The organism is Achromobacter sp. LC458 (assembly GCF_001005835.2).
GTDB lineage: Bacteria > Pseudomonadota > Gammaproteobacteria > Burkholderiales > Burkholderiaceae_B > Achromobacter > Achromobacter spanius_B.
Map to the genome: position 1 here is coordinate 119284 of NZ_LBHW02000012.1, position 23776 is coordinate 143059.

Below are 23776 nucleotides of genomic sequence, written 5' to 3' on the forward strand. Positions count from 1 at the left end.
ATGAGCCAGATCACAAAGACAACGACCTTGCTGGTGATCGGCGGCGGCCCGGGCGGGTACGTGGCCGCCATCCGCGCCGGCCAGCTGGGCGTGCCGACCATCCTGGTCGAAGGCGCGCAGCTGGGCGGCACCTGCCTGAACATCGGCTGCATCCCGTCCAAGGCGCTGATCCACGCGGCCGAGGAATTCGACAAGGCACGTCACTACGCGGGCGAATCTGCCCTGGGTATCTCGGTATCCCAGCCCGCCATCGACATTGCGCGCACGGTGTCCTGGAAGGACGGCATCGTGGGCAAGCTGACGGGCGGCGTGGGCGCGCTGCTGAAGAAAAACGGCGTGCAGGTGGTGCAGGGCTGGGCCAGCCTGCTGGACGGCAAGACGGCCGAAGTGGCCACCGCCGACGGCGGCACCTTGCGCATCCAGTGCGAACACCTGCTGCTGGCGGCCGGGTCCGAACCCACGCCGCTGGTGTCGATGCCGTTTGGCGGCATGGTGGTGTCGTCCACCGAGGCCTTGTCGCCCACGTCCATCCCCAAGCAGTTGGTGGTGGTGGGCGGCGGCTATATCGGCCTGGAACTGGGCACCGTGTACCGTAAACTGGGCGCGCAAGTTGCCGTGGTGGAAGCGCAGGACCGCATCCTGCCCACCTACGACGCCGAACTGACCAAGCCCGTCGCCGCCGCGCTGACCAAGATGGGTGTGTCGCTGCATCTGAGCCGCAAGGTGCTGGGCCTGAACGGCGCGGGCGATGCGGTGCGCATCCAGGATGCGTCAGGCGCCGAAACCCTGTTGCCGGCCGACCGCGTGCTGATCGCCGTGGGCCGCCGGCCGCGCACGCAGGGTTGGGGCCTGGAAAGCCTGCAACTGGACCGCAAGGGCAATGCGCTGCGTATCGACGACCAATGCCGTACGTCGATGCGCGACGTCTGGGCCATTGGCGATATCGCCGGTGAACCGATGCTGGCGCACCGCGCGATGGCGCAGGGCGAGATGGTGGCGGAGCTGGTGGCGGGCAAGCGTCGCCACTTTCAGCCGGCCTCCATTCCCGCCGTGTGCTTCACCGACCCGGAAGTCGTGGTGGCGGGCTTGTCGCCCGATGATGCCCAGGCCGCGGGGCTGGACTGCCTGGCCGCGTCCTTCCCGTTTGCCGCCAATGGCCGCGCCATGACGCTGGAGTCCACCGACGGCTTTGTCCGCGTGGTGGCCCGGCGCGACAACCATCTGATTGTGGGCTGGCAGGCGGTGGGACGCGGCGTGTCGGAATTGTCGACGGCGTTCGGCCAGTCGCTGGAAATGGGCGCCACCCTGGAAGACGTGGCGGGCACCATCCACGCGCATCCGACGCTGGGCGAAGCCGTTCAAGAAGCCGCGTTGAAAGCGCTGGGCCACGCGCTGCACATCTGACGTGGCCTGGTGCGCGGATAGATGCACGGCCGGTAGGGGCAAACGCCGCTGCCGGCCGTAGTCGTCCTTAACGGCCGTTGCCGGGCGTCATTGTCTTTACCGGCTGCTGCCCGCCGTAATCAATTCAACGGCCGCCGTCGATATACGGCCGGGCTTGCAGCACGATGATGTTGTCGCCTTGCACGGCCCATTCGATGTCCTGGTCCACGTTGCCCAAGCGCAGCTTGATCTGGTTGCCCACGGCCGCCAGCCGCGCGACCAGCGCATCGTTCAACACCTGCCTTGACCCTTCGATGGGCACCTCGCGCACGCCGCCTGCCGCGTCCGCGACCAGCTGCGTGTCCTCGGCCGACCGGCTCAGCACCTGCACCGCCTTGGACCACGTCGAATACATCAGCTGTTCAGCCTGGCGCTTGCCTTCCACCACCTTGATGCCCAGGCCGCGCTTGGCCGAGATGTACGTCACGTAGCGGCGCGAGGCATCGAAGGGGTCGCGCGTGATCATCACGCCGGAACTGTCCGAGGCCGCCGCCGACTGCACCAGCACCGCCATCACCACGCCACCCTGGCCGATGCCGGCCGCGCGCCGCGCTTCGTACGCCTCGAAGTTGTAGACCGACGCCCATACCGTCTGCACCGCTTTCGCCAAGGCATCCGGCTGCGTCACGTTCGGCACCGTGGTGTACAGGCCCGCGCCGCTGAACCCCGGCAAATCCTCGGAATTGGACGAACTACGCACGAAGACGCCGCGCCCCTTCAACTGCGTTCTCCAGCGTTCCCGCCAGGCGTCGGCAAGCGCGGTGTCGGGCGGGGCGTTGACGATGTCCTGGCGCAACGCGGCCAGTTCGGCGCGGCGCACATTGGCGTCGCCGATAAAGTCGGGCCGCTGTTCCAGCGCCGCGATGCGTTCGGGCACGCCCAGTCGATCCATGAACCCGGCGTACTGCGCGAAGGGTATGCAAAAGCCGTCCGGCACGCTGGCCAGCGGCGGCAGGGCGGCTTTCAGCGCGCCCAGGTTTGCGGCCTTGACGCCGCAATGCCGGCTGTCGCGCGTGGCCATGCCGGTCAGCGGCTTGATGGCGCGCACCGACAGGTCGGGCTTGGGCAGCGCCACGGCGGCGCGCGGCGGGGGCAACGAGCCCGCGTCCGGACGCGCAATGCGCTCGACGTGATAGCCGTTGCTGTTCACCGTCAGTTGCACCCATTGGCCATCATGCTCGCGCAGCACGGCCACGGCATCGCGCACATACGCATTGGGAATGCGCCACCCCTTGGCCAGCAGATTCACGTGCGACAACAAGGTGGACGGACGTTGCGTGACCAGCCCGGCGACAGGCGGCAGCGCAACCGGCACTTCGTCCAGCACCACGATGTCGGTCGGCGCCAGGTCGGGCGTATCCTCCACCGACTTCACAATACGCAGACGCCCCTGTGCGCGGCCGGTATTGAGCGGCAGAAAGGTCTGCTCGCGCAGCAGCGCCTCTTGCGTCACGAAAGCCAGCCCGGCCGATTGCGCCGTCTGCTCATGCATCGTGGAATTCGCCTTGAAGCGCACCGGCTCGTAAAAGGTGCTGTGCAGCTTGTCCTGGGTCAGGCGCAGCAGCGTGGGCGTGACCCGGTCGCCTTCCCAAAATTCATAGGTGTAGCCCGGCAGGTCCCGCTGCCAGCTCAGCGTGCCGAACAGCAGGCGCCGGTCGGGGTCCTTGTACTGCGCAATCAACGTGGCCTTGTCCATGCCGGGCAGCAGCTGGCGTTCACGCGCAAAGTTCTCGTGCAAGGTGTAGCGCGGCGTGTCCAGGTAGTAGATGCGGTCGCCGCGCTGTCGATCAATCACGAACAACACATGGGGAATCTCCAGCGGCGTCCCGGCGTTGTAGACGCGCGCCAACTGCCGGAATTCGGCCTCTGTGCGGATCTGGCCCAGAAACCCTGGCCCGCCGCGCTTGGCGCTTTCCGCCAGCCTGGCTTCGCGTTCATCCGGGCGCAACGGGCGCTGGTTTTCGTAGGGAGACGGCTTGCGCGCCGTCTGCGCCTGGGCAGCCAGCCCCCAGCCGGCGGCCAGCAGCCCGGCCAGGGCAAGCACAAGCAGTTTCGGCCGGCGCGGCGGGCCAGGACGACGTAAGGCGGCAGTGGGGCGCATCAAGGATTGGGGCGCATCAAAAAAGGAGGCGGATCGCAAGAGGTTGCGATCATATCGGAGCCGCCACGCCGGCCCGTAGTGGGATGTTTCCAGGTGTGGCCAAGCGTGTGAGCCGGGGGGTGATCGGTCCCACGCTGACTCCCGACACGAACGGTACGTTGTTGGTGCTCTTTCCCGATTTTCCCGAGGCTGCCAGTGTCGCAACCGATGAACGGGCAGCACTCTGTCACCTTGCCCGCCGTGGTTACCAGCAAAGTGTTCCTGTCCAACGAAATGATTCGCCAAGGGGTTCGCAAAGCCGAGATGGCTCGACGTCTGGGCGTTCATACGCCCCAGGTTGATCGCCTGTTGAATCTGCGGCATTCGTCGCGCATCGAACAGGTCGAAGCGGCGCTGGAAACCCTGGGCCGCAGGCTGGACGTGTCCATCGCGTAGCCGATACGCCTGCATGCCTTGAACGCAACAAGGCCCCCAACCGGGGGCCTTGTCTTTACCGCAACCCGCTGGGCGGTGGAATCAGCCTTGGGCCGTTTCCGCCAGCACGCGGTGGGCTTCTTCGGCTACGCGTTCGGGGGCGGTGCCGCCGATGTGTTTGCGGGCGGCAACCGAGCCTTCCAGTGTCAGCACGTGGTGGACGTCGTCGCCGATCTGGGCGTGGTAGGCCTTGAGCTCGTCGGTGGACAGGTCGGCCAGGTCGCAGTTGCGTTGTTCGCAGTCGCGCACGGCGTGGGCAACCACTTCGTGGGCGTCGCGGAACGGCACGCCGCGCTTGACCAGGTAGTCGGCCAGGTCGGTGGCGGTGGCAAAGCCTTGCAGGGCGGCGGCGCGCATGTTGTCGGCCTTGACCTTGATGCCGGCAGCCATGTCCGCGAAGATGGTCAGCGTGTCGCGCACGGTGTCCACGGTGTCGAACAGGCCTTCCTTGTCTTCCTGGTTGTCCTTGTTGTAGGCCAGGGGTTGGCCCTTCATCAGGGTCAGCAGGGCGACCAGGTTGCCGTTGACGCGGCCGGTCTTGCCCCGGGCCAGCTCGGGCACGTCGGGGTTTTTCTTTTGCGGCATGATCGAGCTGCCGGTGCAGAAACGGTCGGCCAGGTCGATGAAGCCCACGCGCGGGCTCATCCACAGCACGAGCTCTTCGGACAGGCGCGACACGTGCGTCATGATCAGCGCGCCGGCGGCGCAGAATTCGATGGCGAAGTCGCGGTCGGACACGGCGTCCAGCGAATTGCGGCACACGCCGTCAAAGCCCAGCGTCTTGGCGACACGTTCGCGGTCGATGGGGAACGACGTGCCGGCCAGCGCGGCGGCGCCCAGCGGCAGGCGGTTCACCCGGCGGCGGCAGTCGGCCAGGCGCTCGGCGTCGCGGCCGAACATTTCGGCGTAGGCCAGCAGGTGGTGGCCGAAGGTGACCGGCTGGGCAACTTGCAGGTGGGTGAAGCCGGGCATGATGGTGCCGGCGTTATCCAGCGCGACGGCGGCCAGCGCATGACGCAGCTGGCGCAGCAGGTCTTGCAGGTTGTCGATTTCGTCGCGCAGCCACAAGCGGATGTCGGTGGCGACCTGGTCGTTGCGTGACCGGCCGGTGTGCAGGCGCTTGCCCGCATCGCCCACCAGTTCCACCAGGCGCTTTTCAATATTCAGATGCACGTCTTCCAGATCCAGCAGCCATTGGAAGCTGCCGGCGTCGATTTCAGACAGGATCTGCGTCATGCCGCGCTGGATGTCGGCCAGGTCCTGGGCGCCGATAATGCCCTGGGCGGCCAGCATGTCCGCATGCGCGAGCGAGCCCTGGATGTCGTGTCGCGCCAGGCGCTTGTCGAAATCCACGGACGCCGTATAGCGTTTGACGAGTTCGGATACCGGTTCCGAGAACCGGGCGGACCAGGCCTGCGCCTTGTTGGCGAACTGGTTTTGATCGGGGGAGGGAGTGTTTGCCATGATGGGCGGAATTATAGGGCCTGCCGACAAGCCGGCGCACGCGTGGGCGGCGGGGCCGCGATTTTTGGGGACGGGAACGCGCGTCGCACGCCACTTGTCGGATAATCCCCCGTTGGTTTCAAGAACCTAGAGCGAGTACAAAACATATGCCCATGGAATGGGAAGAACTGGTGACCCAGCTGGACGCCCACATGCCGCACGAAGCGTGGGCGCAGACGCTGGTCGGCGCCGGCGTGCTGGTCCTGACGGCGCTGTTCGTGCAGTGGGTGGTGGCGCGCGTGGTGCTGCTGCTGGCGCACCGGGTGCTGGTCCTGAGCGGCCGGGGCGACTGGGACAAGGCCCTGCAACGCCGCCGCGCGTATCAAAACCTGTGGTACGCCGTGCCGTTTGCCGTGGTGTCGATGGGTATCGGCCTGGTGCCGCATGCCGAGCGGGCGGTGTCGGTGGTGGGCCGGCTGGCGCATGCGGGCGCGTGGATCTGCGTGTTCGTGGCGTTCTCGGGCGTGCTGAGCGCCTGGCAGGACACGTATTCGGCGACCACCCGGGCGCAGACGCGGTCCATCAAGGGCTATATCCAGATCGGCAAGCTGGTCCTGATGGCCGTGTGCACCGTGCTGGTGCTTTCCATCCTGATCGACCGCTCGCCGCTGTGGATGATTTCGGGCCTGGGCGCGCTGTCGGCCGTGCTGCTGCTGGTGTTCAAGGACACGCTGCTGTCCCTGGTGGCCAGCACGCAGTTGACCAGCAACGACATGCTGCGTATCGGCGACTGGATCGAAATGCCGCAGTCCAACGCCGACGGCTTCGTCAAGGACATTGCGCTGCATACCGTCAAGGTGCAGAACTGGGACAACACGGTCACCACGGTGCCGACCTACAAACTGTTCTCGGAAAGCTATCGCAACTACCGTCACATGTTTGAATCGGGCGGCCGTCGCATCAAGCGCACGCTGCGCATCGATGCGGCCAGCGTGCGCTTTCTGACCGACGAAGAAGCCCGGCAACTGATGCGGTTTCGCCTGTTGCACGACTATCTGCAAGCCAAGACGCTGGACATCGCCCAAGCCAACCAGACCATGGGTGAACTGGCCAGCGTGCCGGCCAACCGCCGTCGGCTGACCAACATCGGTACGTTCCGCGCCTACGGCCTGGCCTATCTGAAACAGAACCCCGAAGTGCGCCAGGACATGGCGATGATGGTGCGCATGATGGAACCGGCGTCCGACGGCATTCCCGTCGAGGTCTATTGCTTTACCGCCGTGACCGCCTGGGTGGAATATGAGCGCATCCAGGGCGATATCTTTGACCATCTGCTGGCCATCCTGCCCGAACTGGGCCTGCGCCTGTACCAGCAGCCGTCGGGCGCGGACTTTGGCGCCATGGGCAGCCAGCTGCGCGAAAGCGCGATCCAGGCCGCGCTGGCGGCCGAACGCGAGCGCCCCGGGCTGGTCTTGCCGGACGGGCACGGCGCGGCGTCGGCGCAGCGTGGCCCCAGCGACGGCAAGGTGCCCGGCCAGCCGTAGCCGGCCCAGTCGCCATGAGATAATCCGCGCGTTGGAATTTAGTCTTCATTGACCCCAGGCGAACCCCCGATGTCGAACCCGTTCTTCAACCTGTATTCCCACGGCTTCGCCCGGGTGGCGGTCGGCGTGCCCGAATGCCGCATCGCCGATCCGGCCTTCAACGCCACCCAAACCATAGAACTGGCCCAGCAGGCCGCCCAGGGCGGCGCGGTGCTGGTGGCGTTTCCCGAGCTGGGGCTGTCGGCCTACACCTGCGACGACCTGTTCCACCAGAAAGCCTTGCTGGATGAGTGCGAAGAAGCGTTGGCGCGAGTGGTGGCGGCCACGGCCGAACTGGATATCGCCGTGATCGTGGGCGCGCCGCTGCGCGTGTCCCACCAGCTGTTCAACTGCGCCGTGGTGGCCGCGGGCGGGCGCGTGCTGGGCGTGGTGCCCAAGAGCTACCTGCCCAACTACGGCGAGTTTTACGAAGCCCGCCAGTTCAGCGCCGCCGACTGCGCGGCCGTCACCGACATCGTCTTGCTGGGCCAGACCGTGCCCTTCGGGCCCGAGCTGCTGTTCCAGATGGAAAAGCTGCCGCTGTTCCAGTTCCACGTCGAAATCTGCGAAGACGTCTGGGTGCCGATCCCGCCGTCCTCGTTCGCGGCGCTGGCCGGCGCCACCGTGCTGGTGAATCTGTCGGCGTCCAACATCGTCGTCGGCAAATCGCAATACCGCCATCAGCTGGTGGCGCAGCAGTCCGCGCGCTGCCTGTCGGCCTATATGTACACGTCGGCCGGCCGGGGCGAATCGTCCACCGACCTGGCCTGGGACGGCCAGGCAATCATCTATGAAAACGGCGAACTGCTGGGCGAATCCGAACGCTTCCTGAACCATTCGCACCTGCTGTTTTCCGATGTGGACCTGGACCGCCTGTCGCGCGAACGCATGCGCCAGACGACGTTCGGCCAGTCCGTGCGCCGCCATCAGGACGAAGTGCGCAAGTTCCGTTCGGTGCCGGTGCCGGTAAACCCGCCGCTGGACGATGCCGAACTGCCGCTTGAGCGCCGAGTGGCGCGCTTTCCGTATGTGCCGGCCGACCCGCAACAGCGCGACGCCCGCTGCAAAGAGGTCTATAGCATCCAGGTGCAGGCCCTGGCCCAGCGCCTGTCGGCCAGCAAGATGTCCAAGGTGGTCATCGGCATTTCCGGCGGGCTGGATTCCACCCACGCGCTGCTGGTGTGCGCGCAGGCCATGGACACGCTGGGCCTGCCCCGGTCCAACATCCTGGCCGTGACGATGCCCGGCTTTGCCACCAGCACCCGCACGCTGCAACAGGCGCGCCGCCTGATGGCGGTGGTGGGCTGCACCGCGTCCGAAGTCGACATCCGCCCCAGCTGCCTGCAAATGCTCAAAGACCTGGGCCACCCGTACGCGGAAGGCAAGCCGGTCTACGACATCACCTTTGAAAACGTGCAGGCCGGCGAACGCACCAATCACCTGTTCCGCATCGCCAACTTCAGCAACGCCATCGTCATCGGCACCGGGGACCTCAGCGAACTTGCACTGGGTTGGTGCACGTACGGCGTGGGCGATCACATGTCGCACTACAGCGTCAACGCCAGCGTGCCCAAGACCCTGATCACGCACCTGGTGCGCTGGGTGGCGGAATCCGGCCGGCTGGGCGATGACGGCGCCGGCGTGCTGCTGGACGTGCTGGGCACCGACGTCAGCCCGGAATTGGTGCCGGGTGGCGCCGACGACAAGCCCGTGCAGAAAAGCGAAGATTCCATCGGCCCGTACGAGCTTCAGGACTTCAACCTGTACTACACGCTGCGCTATGGGTTTGCGCCCACCAAGGTGGCCTTCCTGTCGCTGGCCGCCTGGCGTGACCGCGAAGCGGGCGCCTGGCCGGACGCCGGCCACGTGGCGCGCAACCAGTACGACCTGGCCGCCATCAAGCGCAACCTGAAGATTTTCCTGGACCGGTTTTTCCGTACAACTCAGTTCAAGCGCACCTGCGTGCCCAATGCGCCCAAGGTCGGTTCGGGCGGCTCGTTGTCGCCGCGCGGCGACTGGCGCGCGCCCAGCGATTCGGAATCGGTGGTGTGGATGCGCGACGCCGAACGCATCCCGGATGCCGCGCCCGACGCCTGATCGGGGTTCTCCAGCAATGACGCCGGCCGCCCGTTTGCAGGGCGGGCCCCGGTGGTATTCTCTTATCCATCGCGCCCTGGCTGCCTCGCAAGCGGTGGGCAGGGCGCCGCAACACATCAAAAACCCAGGACGCCCAACGTGAAACAAGTCACCGCCATCATCAAACCCTTCAAGCTCGACGAAGTCCGCGAGGCGCTGGCCGAAGTCGGCGTCAGCGGCCTGACCGTCACCGAAGTCAAGGGTTTCGGCCGCCAGAAGGGCCATACCGAACTGTACCGGGGCGCGGAATACGTGGTGGACTTCCTGCCCAAGATCCGTGTTGAGGTCGTGCTGCCCGACGACCAGGTCGAAGCCGCCATCGAAGCCGTGGTCAAGGCCGCGCGCACCGGCAAGATCGGCGACGGCAAGATCTTCGTGTCGCCCGTCGAGCAAGCCATCCGCATCCGCACCGGCGAAGCCGACGAAGAGGCATTGTGATCCGCGCCGCCGGTTGACCGCCAGCGGCTGAACGTCCAAGGCGCCCGCCCCATCACCGGGGCGGGCGCCTTGGTCTTTTTAGCCCTCTGTTTTTTTAACGGATCAGCTGGTTCATTTCCAGGATCGGCATCATCACCGCCAACACGATCAGCAGCACGAACCCGCCCATCAGCAGGATCAGCGCCGGCTCAAGCAACGCCGTCATCGCCATGGCGCGGCGTTCCAGATCGCGCGACAGGTTCTGCGCGCCGCGATCCAGCAATTCCGGCAAGCGGCCGGTTTTCTCGCCGCTGGCGATCAGGTGCACCAGCAGCGACGGGAACACCTTCTGCGCGCCCAACGAGGCCGATAGCGCCGCGCCTTCGCGCACGCGGGCCGACGCCTCATCCACCGCCAGCCGCAGCACATCGTTGCCCAAGGTGCGGCGCGCGGCTTCCAGCGCCGTCAACAAGGCCACGCCGCTGCCGCACAGAATGGCCAACGTCGACGCAAAGCGCGCGGCGTTCACGCCCAGCACAAAGCGGCCCGCCAGCGGCAGCCGCAACACGCGGGCATGCCAGGCGCGGCGCGCGGCCGGCGCGCGCAGCGTGTAGCGCCACAGCACGATGGCGGCCACCAGCACCGCGCCCGTCACCGCACCCCATTCACGCACGTAGTCCGACAGCGCGAGCATCACGCGCGTCAGCATCGGCAGCTGCTGCTTGGCATGGTTGAACGCCGACACCACTTGCGGCACGACATAGCCCAGCAGAAAGATCACGATGATGACCGACACGCTGGCGACCACGGCCGGGTAGATGAACGCCGTCATCACCTTGCTGCGCAGCGTGTTGCGTTCCTCGATGTAGTCCGCCAGCTTTTCCATTACTTGCGCCAGGTCGCCGGATTCTTCACCGGCGCCGATCAGCGCGCGATAGATCTCGGGAAAGTCGCGCGGCCGCGCGGCCAGCGCGGTAGACAAGCGATGGCCGGCGCGCACGTCGTCGCGCACCGCGCCCAGCGTGGCCGCGATGTGTTTTTTCTCGGCTTGTTCAAGCGTGGCCGACAGCGCGGCGTCCAGCGGCAGGCGCGCGGCCAGCAGGCTGGCCAACTGGCGCGTCAACCAGGCCAGGTCCGCATCCGACAAACGCGTGCGCAAGCTGGCGCCCAGCCCTTGCGCGCGCGCCGCCGATGCGGTGGACAAGGGCAGCAAGCCCCGGCCGCGCAGCTGGTTGCGGGCACCGCGCTCGGTGTCGGCATCGATCGTGCCGCGCACGATTTTGCCCAGCGCGTCGGTGGCTTCGTATCGATAGGAAGGCATGGCGAAAGCAGGGGGCGACGCGCGAATCAAAAACGCGCAAAAGCCCCGAATTTAAAGGGTTTGCAGCCCGTATGTTGCATGTCAAATATGACCGTAGTGTTGCACTGTCACCCCGTATACTCCGACGCGATTTCACGTTTTTTCACACTTGCATTCACGTCTGAAGGCACCTATCTCGTCATGCGTCACATCGCGCAATTCAGCCTTGCCGCCTTGCTCATCGCAAGCCAAATCGGACCGGCGATCAGCACGGCCCATGCTCAACAAACGGACAACCGTGTCAGCTTGAATTTCGTCGACACCGACATCCCCGCCGTGTTGCGCGCGCTGTCGTTGTTCACGCAGCGCAACTTCCTGGTGGACCCTCGCGTCAAGGGCAAACTGACGCTGGTGTCGGACCGACCCGTGGATAGCGGACAGGCGCTGGCCATGCTGACCGGTGCGCTACGACTGCAAGGCTTTGCAATTGTGGATGTGGACGGCGTGACGCGCGTGGTGCCCGAAGCCGACGCCAAGCTGCAAGGCAGCGCGGTGGTGGGCAACACGCCGCCGACCCAGGCGCGGCAAGCTCAGGCGCGTCCCGCGCAGGCGGCGGCAGGCGCGCCGGCCGGCAACGCCGCGCGTGGCCCGGTGCCCGTGTCCGCGTTCGCCAAGGGCTCGAGCAGCAGCGGCGAGATGCTGACGCGCGTGTTCCCGCTGAAGTACGAAAACGCCGCCAACCTGGTGCCGGTGCTGCGCCCCATGGTGCCGCCGAATAACCCGATCAACGCGTACCCGGGCAACAACACCTTGGTAGTCACCGACTACGCCGACAACCTGGAACGCATCGCGCAAGTCATCGCGCGTATCGACGTGCCCAGCTCCATCGACACCGATGTGGTGCCGGTGCAGTCCGGCATTGCCACCGACATCGCCATCCTGGCCTCGCAATTGCTGGACACGCAAAGCAGCGACCCCACGCAACGCATCGCCGTGGTGGCCGACCCGCGCAGCAACAGCGTGCTGGTGCGCTCGGGCAGCCCGGCGCGCACGCGGCTGGCGCGCGACCTGATCCTGAAGCTGGACGCGCAGCAAAACCGCGCGGGCAATCTGCACGTGGTCTACATGCGCAACGCGCAGGCCACGCGCATCGCCGAAGTGTTGGGCGGCTTGCTGACCGGACAGGCCAACGCGGCGCCCGGCGCCTCGGGCGGCGCGGCAAGCAGCAACACGGGCGGCGCGCAGAACGGCGCCCGGGCGCAAAACACGTCTGCCGGCAACGTGCCGGCGGGGCAGGGCATGGGGGGGGCAATGTCGGGCTCGTCCAAGGGTGGCTTGTCGGGCGAGCAAGAGCGCATCGCGCGGGAAGACAACAACTCGCAAGCGGTGTCGTATTCGGCCGGCGGCGCCACCATCCAGGCCGACCCGGCCACCAATTCGCTGATCATCTCCGCGCCGGAACCGCTGTACCGCAGCCTGCGTGAAGTCATCGACCAGCTGGACCAACGTCGCGCGCAAGTGCTGGTGGAAAGCCTGATCGTTGAAGTCAGCGAACAAAAGGCCGCTGAATTCGGCATCCAGTGGATGACGGGCGCGGGCAACATCAACAGCAACGGCACCAGCTTTATCGGCGGCACCAACCTGGGCGGCAGCGGCATCACGGGCACCGGGCCCACGTCGATCGACGCCCTGGGCAGCGGCCTGAGCCTGGGGGTGGTCAAGGGCACGGTGGACGTGTTGGGCAACCAGGTCATCAACCTGGGCGTGCTGGCTCGTGCCATGCAGAACACGGGCGAAGCCAACATCCTGTCCACGCCGAACCTGCTGACGCTGGACAACCAGTCGGCCAGCATCCTGGTGGGCAAGACCGTGCCGTTTGTGACCGGCCAATATGTCACGTCGGGCAGCAACGGCAGTTCGAATCCGTTCCAGACCATCGAACGCGAAGACGTGGGTTTGAAGCTGAACATCCGCCCGCAGATTTCCGAAGGCGGCGCGGTCAAGCTGGACATCTACCAGGAAGTCAGCAGCATCGACGAAAGCCGCTCGAACGCCACGACGGGCATCGTGACCAACAAGCGCGCCATCGACACCAGCGTGCTGATCGACGATGGCCAGATCATCGTGCTGGGCGGCTTGCTGGAAGACAACGTGACGTTGACGTCCAACAGCGTGCCCGGCCTGGGCTCGCTGCCGGTGATCGGTTCGCTGTTCCGTTACGACACGCGCAAGCGCACCAAGACCAACCTGATGGTGTTCCTGCGCCCCTACGTGGTGCGCGACGCCAACCGCAGCGCCAGCGTCACGATGGACCGCTACGACTACATGCGCCGCGCGCAGGGCTCCGCGCAACCGGGCCAGCATTGGGCGCTGCCCGATATGCAGGCGCCGATGTTGCCGCCGCCGGGCTCGGCGCCGTCGGTGTCGAACAACGCCTATGACCTGCGCCCCGACCAACAGGCCGACACGCTGCGCCGCCCGCCGCCCACCACGGTGCAGTCGTTTGCCGTGCGGCAGTATCCCGGCGCGAACCCCACGCGCGATGCCGCGCGCCCGATCCGCGTGTCCGGCGCGCTGATGCACAGCGTGGCGGTGGACCCCGAGTCGCTGCTATGAGCGCGCACCCCTTGCCCTATGCCTGGGCACGGGCGCAGCGCGCCGTGCTGTCGCTGCGCGCGGGGCAGGCGCAGCTGACCGTCAGCCCGCGCACGCCGGAATGGGCGGTGCGCGAGATACGCCGTTGCCATGGCGAGGTGGCGCTGGCGCAGGTGGATGACGAGGCGCTGGAAACGTTGTTGACGGCGGCTTACAGCCATTCGGAGGATGCCGCGTCCGTCATGGGCGTGGCCGAAAACGAGATCGACCTGGACCGCCTGTTGCAGGACATGCCCGAAGTGGCGGACCTGCTGGAAGCGCAGGACGATGCGCCGGTGATCCGCATGATCAACGCGCTGTTCGCCCAGGCCGCGCGCGATGGCGCCAGCGATATCCACATCGAACCTTTTGAGACGCACTCGGTGGTGCGCTATCGCGTGGACGGCACGTTGCGCGACGTGGTGTCACCGCGCAAGGCGCTGCACGCGGCGTTGATATCGCGCATCAAGATCATGGCGCACCTGGACATTGCCGAAAAGCGCTTGCCGCAAGACGGGCGCATCGCGCTGCGCGTGGGCGGCCGGCCGATTGACGTGCGGGTGTCGACCTTGCCCACGGGCCACGGCGAACGCGCGGTGCTGCGCCTGTTGGACAAAGAGGCGGGGCGCTTGCAGCTGGAACGCCTGGGCATGTGCCCCGATGTGCTGACGCAGCTGGACCGCTTGATCCGGCAGCCGCACGGCATCGTGCTGGTGACGGGGCCGACGGGCAGCGGCAAGACCACCACGCTGTATGCGGCATTGAGCCGCCTGGATTCGGCCACCAGCAATATCCTGACGGTGGAAGACCCCATCGAATACGACTTGTCGGGCATCAGCCAGACGCAGGTGAACGCCAAGATCGACATGAGCTTCGCGCTGGCGCTGCGCGCCATCTTGCGGCAGGACCCGGACGTGATCATGATCGGCGAAATCCGCGACCTGGAAACCGCGCAGATCGCGGTGCAGGCGTCGCTGACCGGTCACCTGGTGTTGGCGACGCTGCACACCAACGACGCGGTCTCGGCCGTGACGCGGCTGACGGACATGGGCGTGGAACCCTTTCTGCTGGCTTCGTCGCTGCTGGGAGTGCTGGCGCAGCGGCTGGTGCGCAAGCTGTGTCCGGAATGCAAGAAGCCGTCGATGCAGGATGGCGTGCGCGTGTTTCACCCTGTGGGTTGCCCGACGTGCAATCACACGGGTTACAGCGGCCGTTCCGGCATCCACGAACTGTTCACGGTGGACGATGACGCGCGCCGTTTGATCCACGAAGGCCGCGACGAACGCGAATTGCGCCAGGCCGCCATGGCCTCGGGCATGCGGACGATGCGGCAAGACGGCCAGCGTTGGGTCGACAGCGGGCAGACGTCGCCCGAGGAAATCGTGCGGGTGACGCGCGACGCTTGATGGCGCCTTTTGCTTTTTGCTTTTTGCCTTTTGCCTTTTGCTTTTTGTTTTTTGCTATTTACCCGTGCTGAAGACGACCGTATCGCCAGAACGGCGGCCCAGGGTGGACATCAGGCCGTCCAGCGCGGCGCGCTGAGCGTCGGTGGCCCCGGGCGCGTACGTCGCCTTGCCATCGAAGCGCACACCGCGTGGGCCGGCCGTGCCCTGGCCCGTTACCGTCAATAGCCCGCTTTCGGTCGTCAGCGCCAATGTTGCGCCAGACTTTCCCGCGCCTTGCAGACGCAACAGGTAGGTGCCCACGGGGGCGATGGAGGTCAGCGCGGTGCCGGCGTTGCGCCAGCGCAGGTCCGCGATATTGCCCGCGGGCAAATCCCCGCCCAGGCGCAGCGCTTGCCAATTGATCTCCAGCATGCCGTCGGGCGCCAGCGTGTTCCAGGGCGCACCCAGCGCGGGTAACACCGTGGCCGGCACGCGCAGCGATTGCGCGGGCAATGACACCCCGGCCCAACCGACGCGCGCGCGCAGCGGGCCTTGCAACCATGGGTGCGTGATGTCCAACGCCATCGCATCCCAGCGCCACTGCCATTGCACGGGTTGCGGCAACACGCGCTGCAACCCCGGCGGCCCCAGCGCCACCCACGCGCTGCCTTGCCACAACGTACCGCTGGCATCCGCGAGCGAAACCAGGGAGTCATCCGGCTGCATCGCCAACAGCCAACGTGCCGGCAGCACGCTTGCGGCGGCCGCCAGGAAACAGACGCCGCCGGCCAGCCACAGGCCGGCGGTCCGCTTGTTGAAAGGGAGGCGAGCCATCAGCGGGCACCCGGCATGGCAAATGAAAGCATCGGCATCAGTGGCTTGCCCCCGCATCGGCGGTGGTTAACGTGATGTGGCCATTGACCAGGCCTGGCAGTGGGCGGCCATTGGGATTGGTCGCACGCGTCAATTCCACTTGCTGTGTTTGCAGGCCCCAATCGCGCGCGGCGCCATCCAGCCAGCGCAGCAGCGCGGACGACGGCGCCTGGTTCAACGTCAAGCGCACGCCCTTGCCGGATTCGGGCTGGCCTAGCGACCACATCGCCGCCGGCAGCGCCGCGCCTTCCAGGCTGGCGCTTATTTCGGCGGGCGTGGGGGCAACGGCGACCGGCGTGGCCGAGCGTTGCCGCAGGGCGCGGGCTTGCATCGTCAAGTCGGCCACGGTGGCGGCCTGGCCGCGCAGCGCGGGCAGCTCGGCTTGCAGCTTGCGCACGGTTTTCAGGGGCGGTTCGATCAGCGTGACGAAGATCACGGCGATGCCGACGAGTGCGCCCGCGACAGTGACCAGCCGTCGCTCGCGCGGCGCCAGCGCCTGGTAGCGCTGGCGCGCGCGGGTCAGCGTGGGGTCGACGGTTTTGCGCAACGTCCCGGCGGCGGTTTGCCAATGGCGATGCAGGCGTTCAATGGCGGTCATGGTTGTTTGCGCGTGATGCGCCAGGTGTTATCGGTGTCGCCGCGTTCCAGCTTCAGGCCCAGGGCCGCGGCTTGCTGGATCAGCGCGGGCGTTTCGGAGACGCGCTGCGCGTCGGCACCCGCGTCGGCCAGTTGCAGGGTCAGCGCTTGATCGGCGTACGTCAGCCGCGCGACTTTGTCGGCGGCAAAGGGCAGCGTTTGGGCGGCGGCGCGTGCCAGGGGCAGAAAGTCCCCCGCGCTGGCCGCGCCGCGATTGGCTTGCAGCGCGTCCAGGCCTTGCTGCGCCTGCCGCGCCGGGTCCAGCACGACGGGCAGGTCCGGAAAGGCGGCCAGCACCTGTTGACGCATGCCCGCCGTCAGCGCGTCGGCTTCCGCGCTGAGCCGCGAGGCGTAAAGATTCAATCCCGCAATCCAGACCACCGCCGCCGCCGCGCCCCAGCGCCACACGGGCCGCCAGCGCGACGCGCGCACGGGCGCCAGGCGCGGCATGGCCAACGACCACGAGGGCGACGGCGCGAGCCAACGCGGGTCGGCCGGATCGCGCAAGGGCGTGGCGGATGGATCGGCGTCGAAGGCGGAAGAAGCGGGGGAGGACAGGGTCGAGGACTGGGTCGAGGAAAGCGGGGCGGACGGCTCTGAGGACGGACCGGCCACTGTCGTACCCAGCGTCTGCGGTGCAATCAGCGCGTCGACACGCAGGCCGTGCGTGCTCAACAACGCCCACGCGCGTCGTACCGGCTCGCGCGGCGACCACGCCAGTGCCACGCTGCCATCCGCGGCGCGCGGGCTGAAGCCGATGGCCAGCGCCTCCAGGTCGCTAAGCACCAGGGGTTCCAGCGCGCCGTGCACGGCGGCGGCAAAGCGCGCACGCGGCACGGCCGGTATGCGGATGGTGGTGGCGATGACGTCGCGCGGGTGCAGCACGGCTTCGCACACCGCGTTGGGATAGGCGTTGCCCAGCGCGTGCAAGGGCAGCTCGCCCTGCTGCGCACAGCGCCCGCGCCGGTCGAACCAGGCATAGGGCAGCGGCGAATCCGCGCTGAATTCGTCCAGAGGGGCAAGCGCAATGCGCAAGGCGTTTTTCAAGGGGTTTCTCTTGTCCATATCGTGTCGGGCGCAGCGGGCGGGGCGCTGCGCACCAAGGCTTGCATGGCGACTCGGGCGCGTTCGTAGACGACGGTGCCGCTGGCCAGGAACCAGCCGCTGGCCGTGGTAACGGTGGGGGCGGGCGCGTCCACGCCGGTGCCGGCAAGACGGTTGCCGAAGTCGCCCGCGTTGTTGAACCAGTTGCCGCGATCCCGCTCGCCCGTCAGCGCGCGTGCCTGCCCCAGCGAAAGGCCGGGCACCAACGCCGCGATGACCTCGGCGGGCGCGGTATTGACGTTGACGCTGGTGGCGATGGGCAGCACGGTCATGGTGCGGCGCATCTCGTCGCGCACCGTCGGTTCCAGGCCCAGCTGCGCGGCGATGTCATCCACGCCACGCGGCAGCGGCGCGCGCGCGTCCGGCGCGGTGGCGGGTTGGCCGTTGGGGGCGGACGGCGCATCGGCGGGCAGGGCGGGCGGCTGCGCCATGGCAATGATGTCGATGATGCGCGGCGCCAGCGTATCGGGCAGTTGCTGCGCGGCCAGCAGCCGGCGCAACACCTTTTCCTGCTCGGGTTGCGGCACGCCATTGCGCGCCAGGTTGCTCAGGTTGTACTTGCCCTGTTCATCTTGCACGCGCCCCGAGAACACGGCGACGCGATCGTCTCCCGGGCGCTCGATGCGCGTGTCCAGGATCGGCGTGGCCCAGATCTGGTCGCCGCGCGTCGTGGCTTCGCGCTTGCCGTGATCGCGGATGACCAGGCGCGCCCAGTCGATGCCGCCCGCCAGCATGACGCGCGCCTGCACGCGCGCCATTTCGTTTTCCACGCGCCGCGTGCTGGCCGTCTGGCGCTGGAACAGGCTGGTGGTCAAGGCGGCAACAATGGCAACGATGATCAGCGCGCTGATCACCGCGGCGCCCTGTTGCTGCGTGCACGGGCCGCGTGGGCGGGCAACTTGCTGCGTGTCGCGGTGGCGCATCATGGCAGCTCCAGGATGCGCGTGTAGCGTTGCGGCTGGCCGGGCGCGCCGCGTTCCAGCGCGATTTCGATGCCGGTGGGCGGGGCGCCGAAGCTGGCGTTGGCGTTGGCGTTGGCCCAGCCCACGCCGGGTACCCAGGCGCGCAGGCTCAATGTCTTGACGCCAGGCAGCAGCAGCACGCCATTGACGGCGGCGGGTAGCGGGCTGCGCGGCGCGGGCGGGCCGCTGACGCGCCACAAGCCGTCGGTGCGCACCTGCCACTGCACGCGTTGCCACAGGCCGTTGCCGTCCGGGTCGGGGCGCAGCAGTTCCAGCGTCTGGCCGCCCTGGTTTTGGCGCAGCAGGCGCACGCCGCTGGTCAGCGTGACGGCGTCCTTGCCTGCTGCGTCAAAGCCGGGGCCGGAATAAGACAGTTCCACATCGCGCGCCATCTGCCCCAGCGTGCGGACGATGGCGTCGGTGTCTTCGGCTTGCTGCTCGATCCAGTCGCGCGCGCTGGACACGCTGGCCAGCCCGCGCCAGGCCATCAGGCTGACCAGCGCCATCAGCGCCAACGCGACCAGCACTTCGATCAGCGTAAAGCCCGCCTGGCGGGCGGCGCGGGAAACGGGGCGTTGCATCGTCATCGCAGGCTGGACAGCAGGCCGTCCAATTGCAGCAGCACGGCGTCCGGGCGGGCGGAGCCGGCGTCGTGGACGTTGACCGACACTTGGCGGAAGCTGCGGTTCATGGAATTGGTAAAGACCAGCTCGCACTGCAACGCGCGCCCGCCTTGCGGGCAGGGCACGGTTTGCGAGCCGGCGCGCGGCAGGCTTTGTTCCAGGCGCAATTGGGTCAAGGCATTCTGCGCGGCCAGCAGCGCCAGCGTTTTGTCCTGCAAGGCGCGGTTGTTGGCCGTCATGACGCCCGTGGCGCGCAGCGCGGCGGCCATCGCCACGGCGATGATGGCCAGCGCCACCAAGACCTCGATCAGCGTGAAGCCGCGTTCACGGCGCGCGCGGGGGGGGATGGCGCGGGGCATATCGAGGCGGGCGGCGGCCTCTGGCGAGCCGCCCGTATCCGGCAAGGCGTCCCCGTCCGTGGGAACGTCCACGTCGCATCGTTCGCCCGCGCGGCGGGAAAATCTAGTGGATTTCATAACGGCCGGCGGCGTCGCGTTGCAGGGTGACCGTGGCATCGCCCGCGTGCAGCGTCAGGGTGATCGGATCCGCGACCCATTCGGTGTTGAACACCAACGGGCGATCGGGCGTCAGCCGCAGTTGCACGGCACCCGCGCGCCAGGTTTGCGGGCGCAGCATGTCGTCGCCTTCCAGGCGATCCACTGGCACGACCACGTTTTCCTGGGCGCTGGGGCCGGGTGGGCGGCCCGCGCGTTCAAACGACCAGCCGGTGTTGCCGGCCAACCAGCGGATGGACCGGCCATCGCTGCGTGCCTCGCTCTGCGCCACGGTGAACGCGTCCGCCAGCCGCTGCGCATCGGTGCGCAGGCCGTTGTCGCGCTTGCCAATCGACAAGCTGACCATGCTGGCCGCGATGGCCACGATCACCAGCACCACCAGCACCTCGACCAGCGTGAAGCCGCGTTCAGAGTTCCCAGGAACCAATGTCGGCATCGCCGCTTTCCCCGCCGGGCTTGTTGTCGGCGCCAAACGAGAACACGTCGATGTCGCCCTTGACGCCCGGGCTCAGGTATTGATAGGGATGGCCCCAAGGGTCATTGGGCAGCTTGTCCAGATAGCCGCGCCAGTTCGACGCGCCATCCGGTTTTTCAGCCAGCGCGCGCAGGCCCTGCGCCGTGCTCGGATAGCGGCCGTTGTCCAGCCGGTACAGCTTCAACGCCTGCATGATGCCCGCAATATCCTGCCGCGCCGCCACCTGGCGCGCCTGGTCCGGGCGATCCAGCACACGCGGCACAATCAGGGCCGCCAGGATCCCCATGATCACAATCACCACCATGATCTCGATCAGGGTGAAACCTTGCTGACGGGCAAGCCCGCGCGGTAACTGACGCACTTTACGACTCCGGTCTTCTAGTAGAAGCCCGGGATTGTGGACATGAAATATGACAGTAATGCGGTGCAAACGGCGCGCCTGCTACCATGGCCCTTCTACAAGGAGCGGTAATGGCTACAAAAGAGAAGTCTTCGACTGGTTTGGCAGCGTTGGTTGAAAAGGCGCTTCAACAGAAGAAGCTGGCTGCCGCCACGCAAAAGCCGACGGGATCTTCCCTGTCGAACATGGCGGGACGCAAGCAGATGGGGCGTCCCGCAGGCCGTAAGCGCTGATCGGCGGGCGCGGTAAGGACGCGCCGCCGGGTCTGCAACCCCGCATTATTCTTTTCCCTGCGTAATGCCTGCTGGCGCCGCCAACGCGGCGGGCGTTGCCAGGCGATTCAATCTTCCCCCTTGCTCGACCGTCACGGCGTCTACTGCGATATCGCGCAGCACGATGCCCGGCGCCACTTCGGCGCCCGCGCGCCACGCCAGGGGCGGGCCACCATCCACACTAAGCACCGCCGCCCCATCCGGGCCGGCCGCGATCAGGCCCAGCACGCTGATCTGCGTGCGCATCACTTCATCTTTGCCAAACCATAGCGCCACCGGCGTATTGTCGGCCGCGCGCGGCGGGGCCGCGGACACGGCGGGCGGCAGCGCGCCCGGACGCGGGGCAAGCAAGATCGACGCCCACACTCCCAAGCCGGCGGCCAATGCCAGCACGGCAATCACGCGCAGCGCGGCGGGGGCGGAGGGCAGGGTGGGGCGAAACGACAGAGGCATGGCGGACACGAAACGGTTGGGCGGTTAGGCGGTGGAACGGATAAGCGATGGAACGGTGAAGCGGTGCAGCGGTGATGCGGCGATGCGGTAATGCGGCAAGGCGGTAATGCGGCAATGCGGTGATGCGGTGATGCGGTGAAGCGGTAATGCGGCAATGCGGCGATGCGGCGAATCGGCGATGCGGCGAATCGATGAAGCAACGCGCCTGACTATAGCGGCGCTTCGTGACAATCCCGCGATGCATACCGGCCGTGTCGATTCAGCTTGCGTACAGCTTTCTGTCATTGTGATTACACGCCGCCTATCTAGCATGCGGGCACCGCTCGGCGTCAACGGCCGGGCATTCATCCGATCCAATGGGAACCCGCATGCAAGACACGAATCAAGCCAATCGCCGCCGACTCCTGAAGATGCTGGGAGGCGCGCCGATGCTGCCGATTGGCGGCGTCAGCATGGCTGCGTTGTTGGCCGGCTGTAATTCCAGCGACGATGATGACGATGACACCTCGGGCAATCCGCAGCCCAATCCCGGCCCCGGCACGCAGCAGCCCGCACCGGTGACGTTCACGTCGGCATCGTTCACCCCGATGGCCGCGCCCACGCTGGCCAACCCCGAACTGATGGCGCGCACGACCGTCAGCTCCGCCATGGCGCTGACGTTCAGCGATGGCTCCAAGCGGACCGTGCAGCTGGGCTACGAACCGTTCTTCATCACCGGCGACACGGTGCCCGACGGCAAGGGCGGCACCGCCGTCGCGGGTGGCTATTTCAACCTGGCCGGCGCGCCCATCATGGACAACTCGGTGCCCGCCCGCGCGCGCCAGTTTTTCTCGAACTGCCCCGACGGCACCTCGCTGCTGGCCTTGTCCGCGCCCACCACGGTGCCGGGCGTGGCGGGCAACGCCGTGTACGCGGTGGTGCAGTTTGAATACCAGTCGATGGACCAGGCCGGCAACGACATGTACGGCTTGCTGCCGTCGCCCATCGCCGTGCTGACGCTGTCGCAAGACCCGAATACCGGCAAGCTCAGCCTGGTGAAGTACAGCAACGTGGACACCTCGTCGGTGCATGGCCTGTGGATCACCTGCGGCGCCAGCCTGTCGCCGTGGGGCACGCATCTGTCCAGCGAAGAATACGAGCCTGACGCGACCACGGCACGCACGACGGCCTCGTTCCAGGCCTACAGCAACAACGTGTATGGCGACCCCAACAAGGCCAACCCGTACCACTACGGCCACCTGCCGGAAGTAACGGTGCACCCGGATGGCACCGGCACGATCAAGAAGCACTACTGCATGGGCCGCATCTCGCACGAGCTGGTGCAGATGATGCCGGACCAGCGCACCGCGCTGATGGGCGACGACGCCACCAACGGCGGCCTGTTCATGTTCGTGGCCGACCGCGCGGCGGATCTGTCGGCCGGTACGTTGTACGTGGCGCAATGGACGCAGACGTCGGGCACGGGCCCGGGCGCCGGCACGTTGAAGTGGATCAAGCTGGGTCATGCGACCAGCGCCGAAGTCAAGGAACTGGCCGACCAGCTCACGGCCGCCGACATCATGGACGTGCGCACGACGGACCCGGCCGACGCCTCGTTCACCAAGATCCGCTACAGCGGCAAGGACAACTGGGTCAAGCTGCAACCCGGCCGCCGCCAGGCCGCCGCGTTCCTGGAAACGCACCGCTATGCGGCGCTGGTGGGCGGCACGCTGGCCTTCACCAAGATGGAAGGCACCACCGTCAACGCCAAGGACAAGATCGCGTACAGCGCGATGTCGCGCATTGAATCGTCGATGATCGACGGCAAGGTGCCGGGCTTGAAGGTGGAAGCGAACTCGGCCGGCGCGGTGTACCAGCTGCATCTGCAAGCGGGTCAGGCCGATACCGACGGCGGCGCCATCGACAGCGAATGGGTGCCGGTGGACATGGCGGCCGTGCCGGAACTGATCGGCAAGCCGCTGGCCACGCCCGACGCGCTGGGCAACACGCACAACGCCGACTTCATCTCGAACCCCGATAACCTGAAGTTTTCGGAAAAGCTGCGCACGCTGTTCGTGGGCGAGGACAGCGGCGGCCACGTCAACAACTTCATGTGGGCCTACAACATCGACACCAAGGCCTTGTCGCGGTTGCTGTCGTGCCCGGTCGCGGCGGAATCCACCGGTTTGCAGGCGGTGGACGAGATCAATGGCTGGACCTACATCACCAGCAACTTCCAGCACGCGGCCGACTGGGGCAGCGTGCACGCGGTGGTGCGCCCGACGCTGGAGCCGCTGGTCAAGGCCAACTACAAGGACGGCTTTGGCGCGGCGGTGGGCTACCTGACCGGCGTGAAGATCGGCGCGTAAGCGCCAGGCGCAACGCAACCGCCAATAGCCCGCACGCCGGGGCGCGGCATCGCCCATCGGGATGCCGCGCGGTGTAAGGGAAGACATAAGGGACCGGCTAGCCGGTCCCTTATGCATTGTGGGCATCGGCAATCATTTCACAGGTGTAACGCCGACCATGTCCGCGTCGGCTCGCTCCTACACTCGGCGGCGTCAGGCT

Annotated in this window: 21 protein-coding genes; 9 read left to right on the forward strand and 12 right to left on the reverse strand. The window is 67.1% G+C overall.

Annotation, left to right across the window (positions count from 1 at the left end; genetic code table 11):
* Positions 1–1404, forward strand: a complete 1404-nt coding sequence (lpdA, locus tag YH64_RS12775; RefSeq protein WP_046804597.1) for a dihydrolipoyl dehydrogenase — start codon at positions 1–3, stop codon at positions 1402–1404.
* 124 nt (positions 1405–1528) lie between these two features.
* Here lpdA and YH64_RS12780 read toward each other — a convergent pair whose 3' ends face one another.
* Positions 1529–3544, reverse strand: coding sequence for a PEP/pyruvate-binding domain-containing protein (locus YH64_RS12780; protein WP_046804598.1), 2016 nt, complete (start codon positions 3542–3544; stop codon positions 1529–1531).
* A gap of 195 nt (positions 3545–3739) precedes the next feature.
* On the opposite strand from YH64_RS12780, the gene YH64_RS12785 reads away from it, so the two are divergent.
* Positions 3740–3979 (forward strand): hypothetical protein, encoded by a 240-nt coding sequence (locus YH64_RS12785; protein ID WP_319305777.1) that lies wholly within the window; start codon positions 3740–3742, stop codon positions 3977–3979.
* Between the two features lie 81 nt (positions 3980–4060).
* Here the strand turns inward: YH64_RS12785 and argH are convergent, their stop codons facing one another.
* Entirely contained in the window at positions 4061–5482 is a 1422-nt protein-coding gene (gene argH / locus YH64_RS12790) for an argininosuccinate lyase (RefSeq protein WP_046804599.1), read from the reverse strand.
* A 152-nt stretch (positions 5483–5634) separates the two neighbouring features.
* On the opposite strand from argH, the gene YH64_RS12795 reads away from it, so the two are divergent.
* The 3 genes from YH64_RS12795 (at position 5635) to YH64_RS12805 (ending at position 9618) form a co-directional block, all read left to right on the forward strand.
* A complete protein-coding gene (locus YH64_RS12795; RefSeq protein WP_046804647.1) occupies positions 5635–7005 on the forward strand; it encodes a mechanosensitive ion channel family protein in 1371 nt (456 codons plus the stop codon).
* 69 nt (positions 7006–7074) lie between these two features.
* On the forward strand, positions 7075–9141 hold the full coding sequence (locus tag YH64_RS12800; protein ID WP_046804600.1) for an NAD(+) synthase: 2067 nt from the start codon (positions 7075–7077) through the stop codon (positions 9139–9141).
* Positions 9142–9279: 138 nt separating this feature from the next.
* The gene (locus YH64_RS12805) at positions 9280–9618 is read left to right on the forward strand and encodes a P-II family nitrogen regulator (protein WP_046804601.1); all 339 of its coding nucleotides are present in this window, start codon (positions 9280–9282) and stop codon (positions 9616–9618) included.
* Positions 9619–9712: 94 nt separating this feature from the next.
* Here the strand turns inward: YH64_RS12805 and gspF are convergent, their stop codons facing one another.
* Positions 9713–10918, reverse strand: coding sequence for a type II secretion system inner membrane protein GspF (gene gspF / locus YH64_RS12810; RefSeq protein ID WP_046804648.1), 1206 nt, complete (start codon positions 10916–10918; stop codon positions 9713–9715).
* Between the two features lie 180 nt (positions 10919–11098).
* Between gspF and gspD the strand changes: the two genes are divergently transcribed.
* A complete protein-coding gene (gene gspD, locus YH64_RS12815) occupies positions 11099–13513 on the forward strand; it encodes a type II secretion system secretin GspD (RefSeq protein WP_046804602.1) in 2415 nt (804 codons plus the stop codon).
* The gene (gene gspE, locus YH64_RS12820) at positions 13510–14937 is read left to right on the forward strand and encodes a type II secretion system ATPase GspE (protein ID WP_046804603.1); all 1428 of its coding nucleotides are present in this window, start codon (positions 13510–13512) and stop codon (positions 14935–14937) included. Before gspD ends, gspE begins: the two co-directional genes overlap by 4 nt.
* A 54-nt stretch (positions 14938–14991) precedes the next feature.
* Here gspE and gspN read toward each other — a convergent pair whose 3' ends face one another.
* From gspN to gspG, 8 genes are all read right to left on the reverse strand, one after another.
* Positions 14992–15750: a type II secretion system protein N gene (gene gspN / locus YH64_RS12825; protein WP_046804604.1), complete on the reverse strand. Its 759-nt coding sequence runs from the start codon at positions 15748–15750 to the stop codon at positions 14992–14994.
* A gap of 37 nt (positions 15751–15787) precedes the next feature.
* Positions 15788–16387, reverse strand: coding sequence for a type II secretion system protein GspM (gene gspM, locus YH64_RS12830; RefSeq protein ID WP_046804605.1), 600 nt, complete (start codon positions 16385–16387; stop codon positions 15788–15790).
* Positions 16384–17472, reverse strand: a complete 1089-nt coding sequence (gspL, locus tag YH64_RS12835; protein ID WP_255444376.1) for a type II secretion system protein GspL — start codon at positions 17470–17472, stop codon at positions 16384–16386. The genes gspM and gspL overlap by 4 nt, the downstream gene beginning before the upstream one ends.
* Positions 17469–18455: a type II secretion system minor pseudopilin GspK gene (gene gspK, locus YH64_RS12840; RefSeq protein WP_255444377.1), complete on the reverse strand. Its 987-nt coding sequence runs from the start codon at positions 18453–18455 to the stop codon at positions 17469–17471. The genes gspL and gspK overlap by 4 nt, the downstream gene beginning before the upstream one ends.
* Complete coding sequence (locus YH64_RS12845) at positions 18452–19078, reverse strand: prepilin-type N-terminal cleavage/methylation domain-containing protein (protein WP_046804607.1); 627 nt, start codon at positions 19076–19078, stop codon at positions 18452–18454. Before YH64_RS12845 ends, gspK begins: the two co-directional genes overlap by 4 nt.
* Entirely contained in the window at positions 19075–19473 is a 399-nt protein-coding gene (gene gspI / locus YH64_RS12850; protein WP_046804650.1) for a type II secretion system minor pseudopilin GspI, read from the reverse strand. Before gspI ends, YH64_RS12845 begins: the two co-directional genes overlap by 4 nt.
* 103 nt (positions 19474–19576) lie before the next feature.
* Positions 19577–20065, reverse strand: a complete 489-nt coding sequence (gspH, locus tag YH64_RS12855; RefSeq protein WP_046804608.1) for a type II secretion system minor pseudopilin GspH — start codon at positions 20063–20065, stop codon at positions 19577–19579.
* Positions 20037–20465: a type II secretion system major pseudopilin GspG gene (gspG, locus tag YH64_RS12860; RefSeq protein ID WP_046804609.1), complete on the reverse strand. Its 429-nt coding sequence runs from the start codon at positions 20463–20465 to the stop codon at positions 20037–20039. The genes gspH and gspG overlap by 29 nt, the downstream gene beginning before the upstream one ends.
* Before the next feature lie 110 nt (positions 20466–20575).
* On the opposite strand from gspG, the gene YH64_RS30195 reads away from it, so the two are divergent.
* Positions 20576–20737 (forward strand): hypothetical protein, encoded by a 162-nt coding sequence (locus YH64_RS30195; RefSeq protein WP_006218955.1) that lies wholly within the window; start codon positions 20576–20578, stop codon positions 20735–20737.
* Between the two features lie 45 nt (positions 20738–20782).
* On the opposite strand, the gene YH64_RS12865 is transcribed toward YH64_RS30195, so the two are convergent.
* Positions 20783–21229, reverse strand: coding sequence for a hypothetical protein (locus YH64_RS12865; protein ID WP_046804610.1), 447 nt, complete (start codon positions 21227–21229; stop codon positions 20783–20785).
* Between the two features lie 368 nt (positions 21230–21597).
* Here YH64_RS12865 and YH64_RS12870 point away from each other — a divergent pair, with 368 nt between their 5' ends.
* Entirely contained in the window at positions 21598–23577 is a 1980-nt protein-coding gene (locus YH64_RS12870; RefSeq protein WP_046804611.1) for a PhoX family phosphatase, read from the forward strand.
* Positions 23578–23776 lie beyond the last annotated feature (199 nt).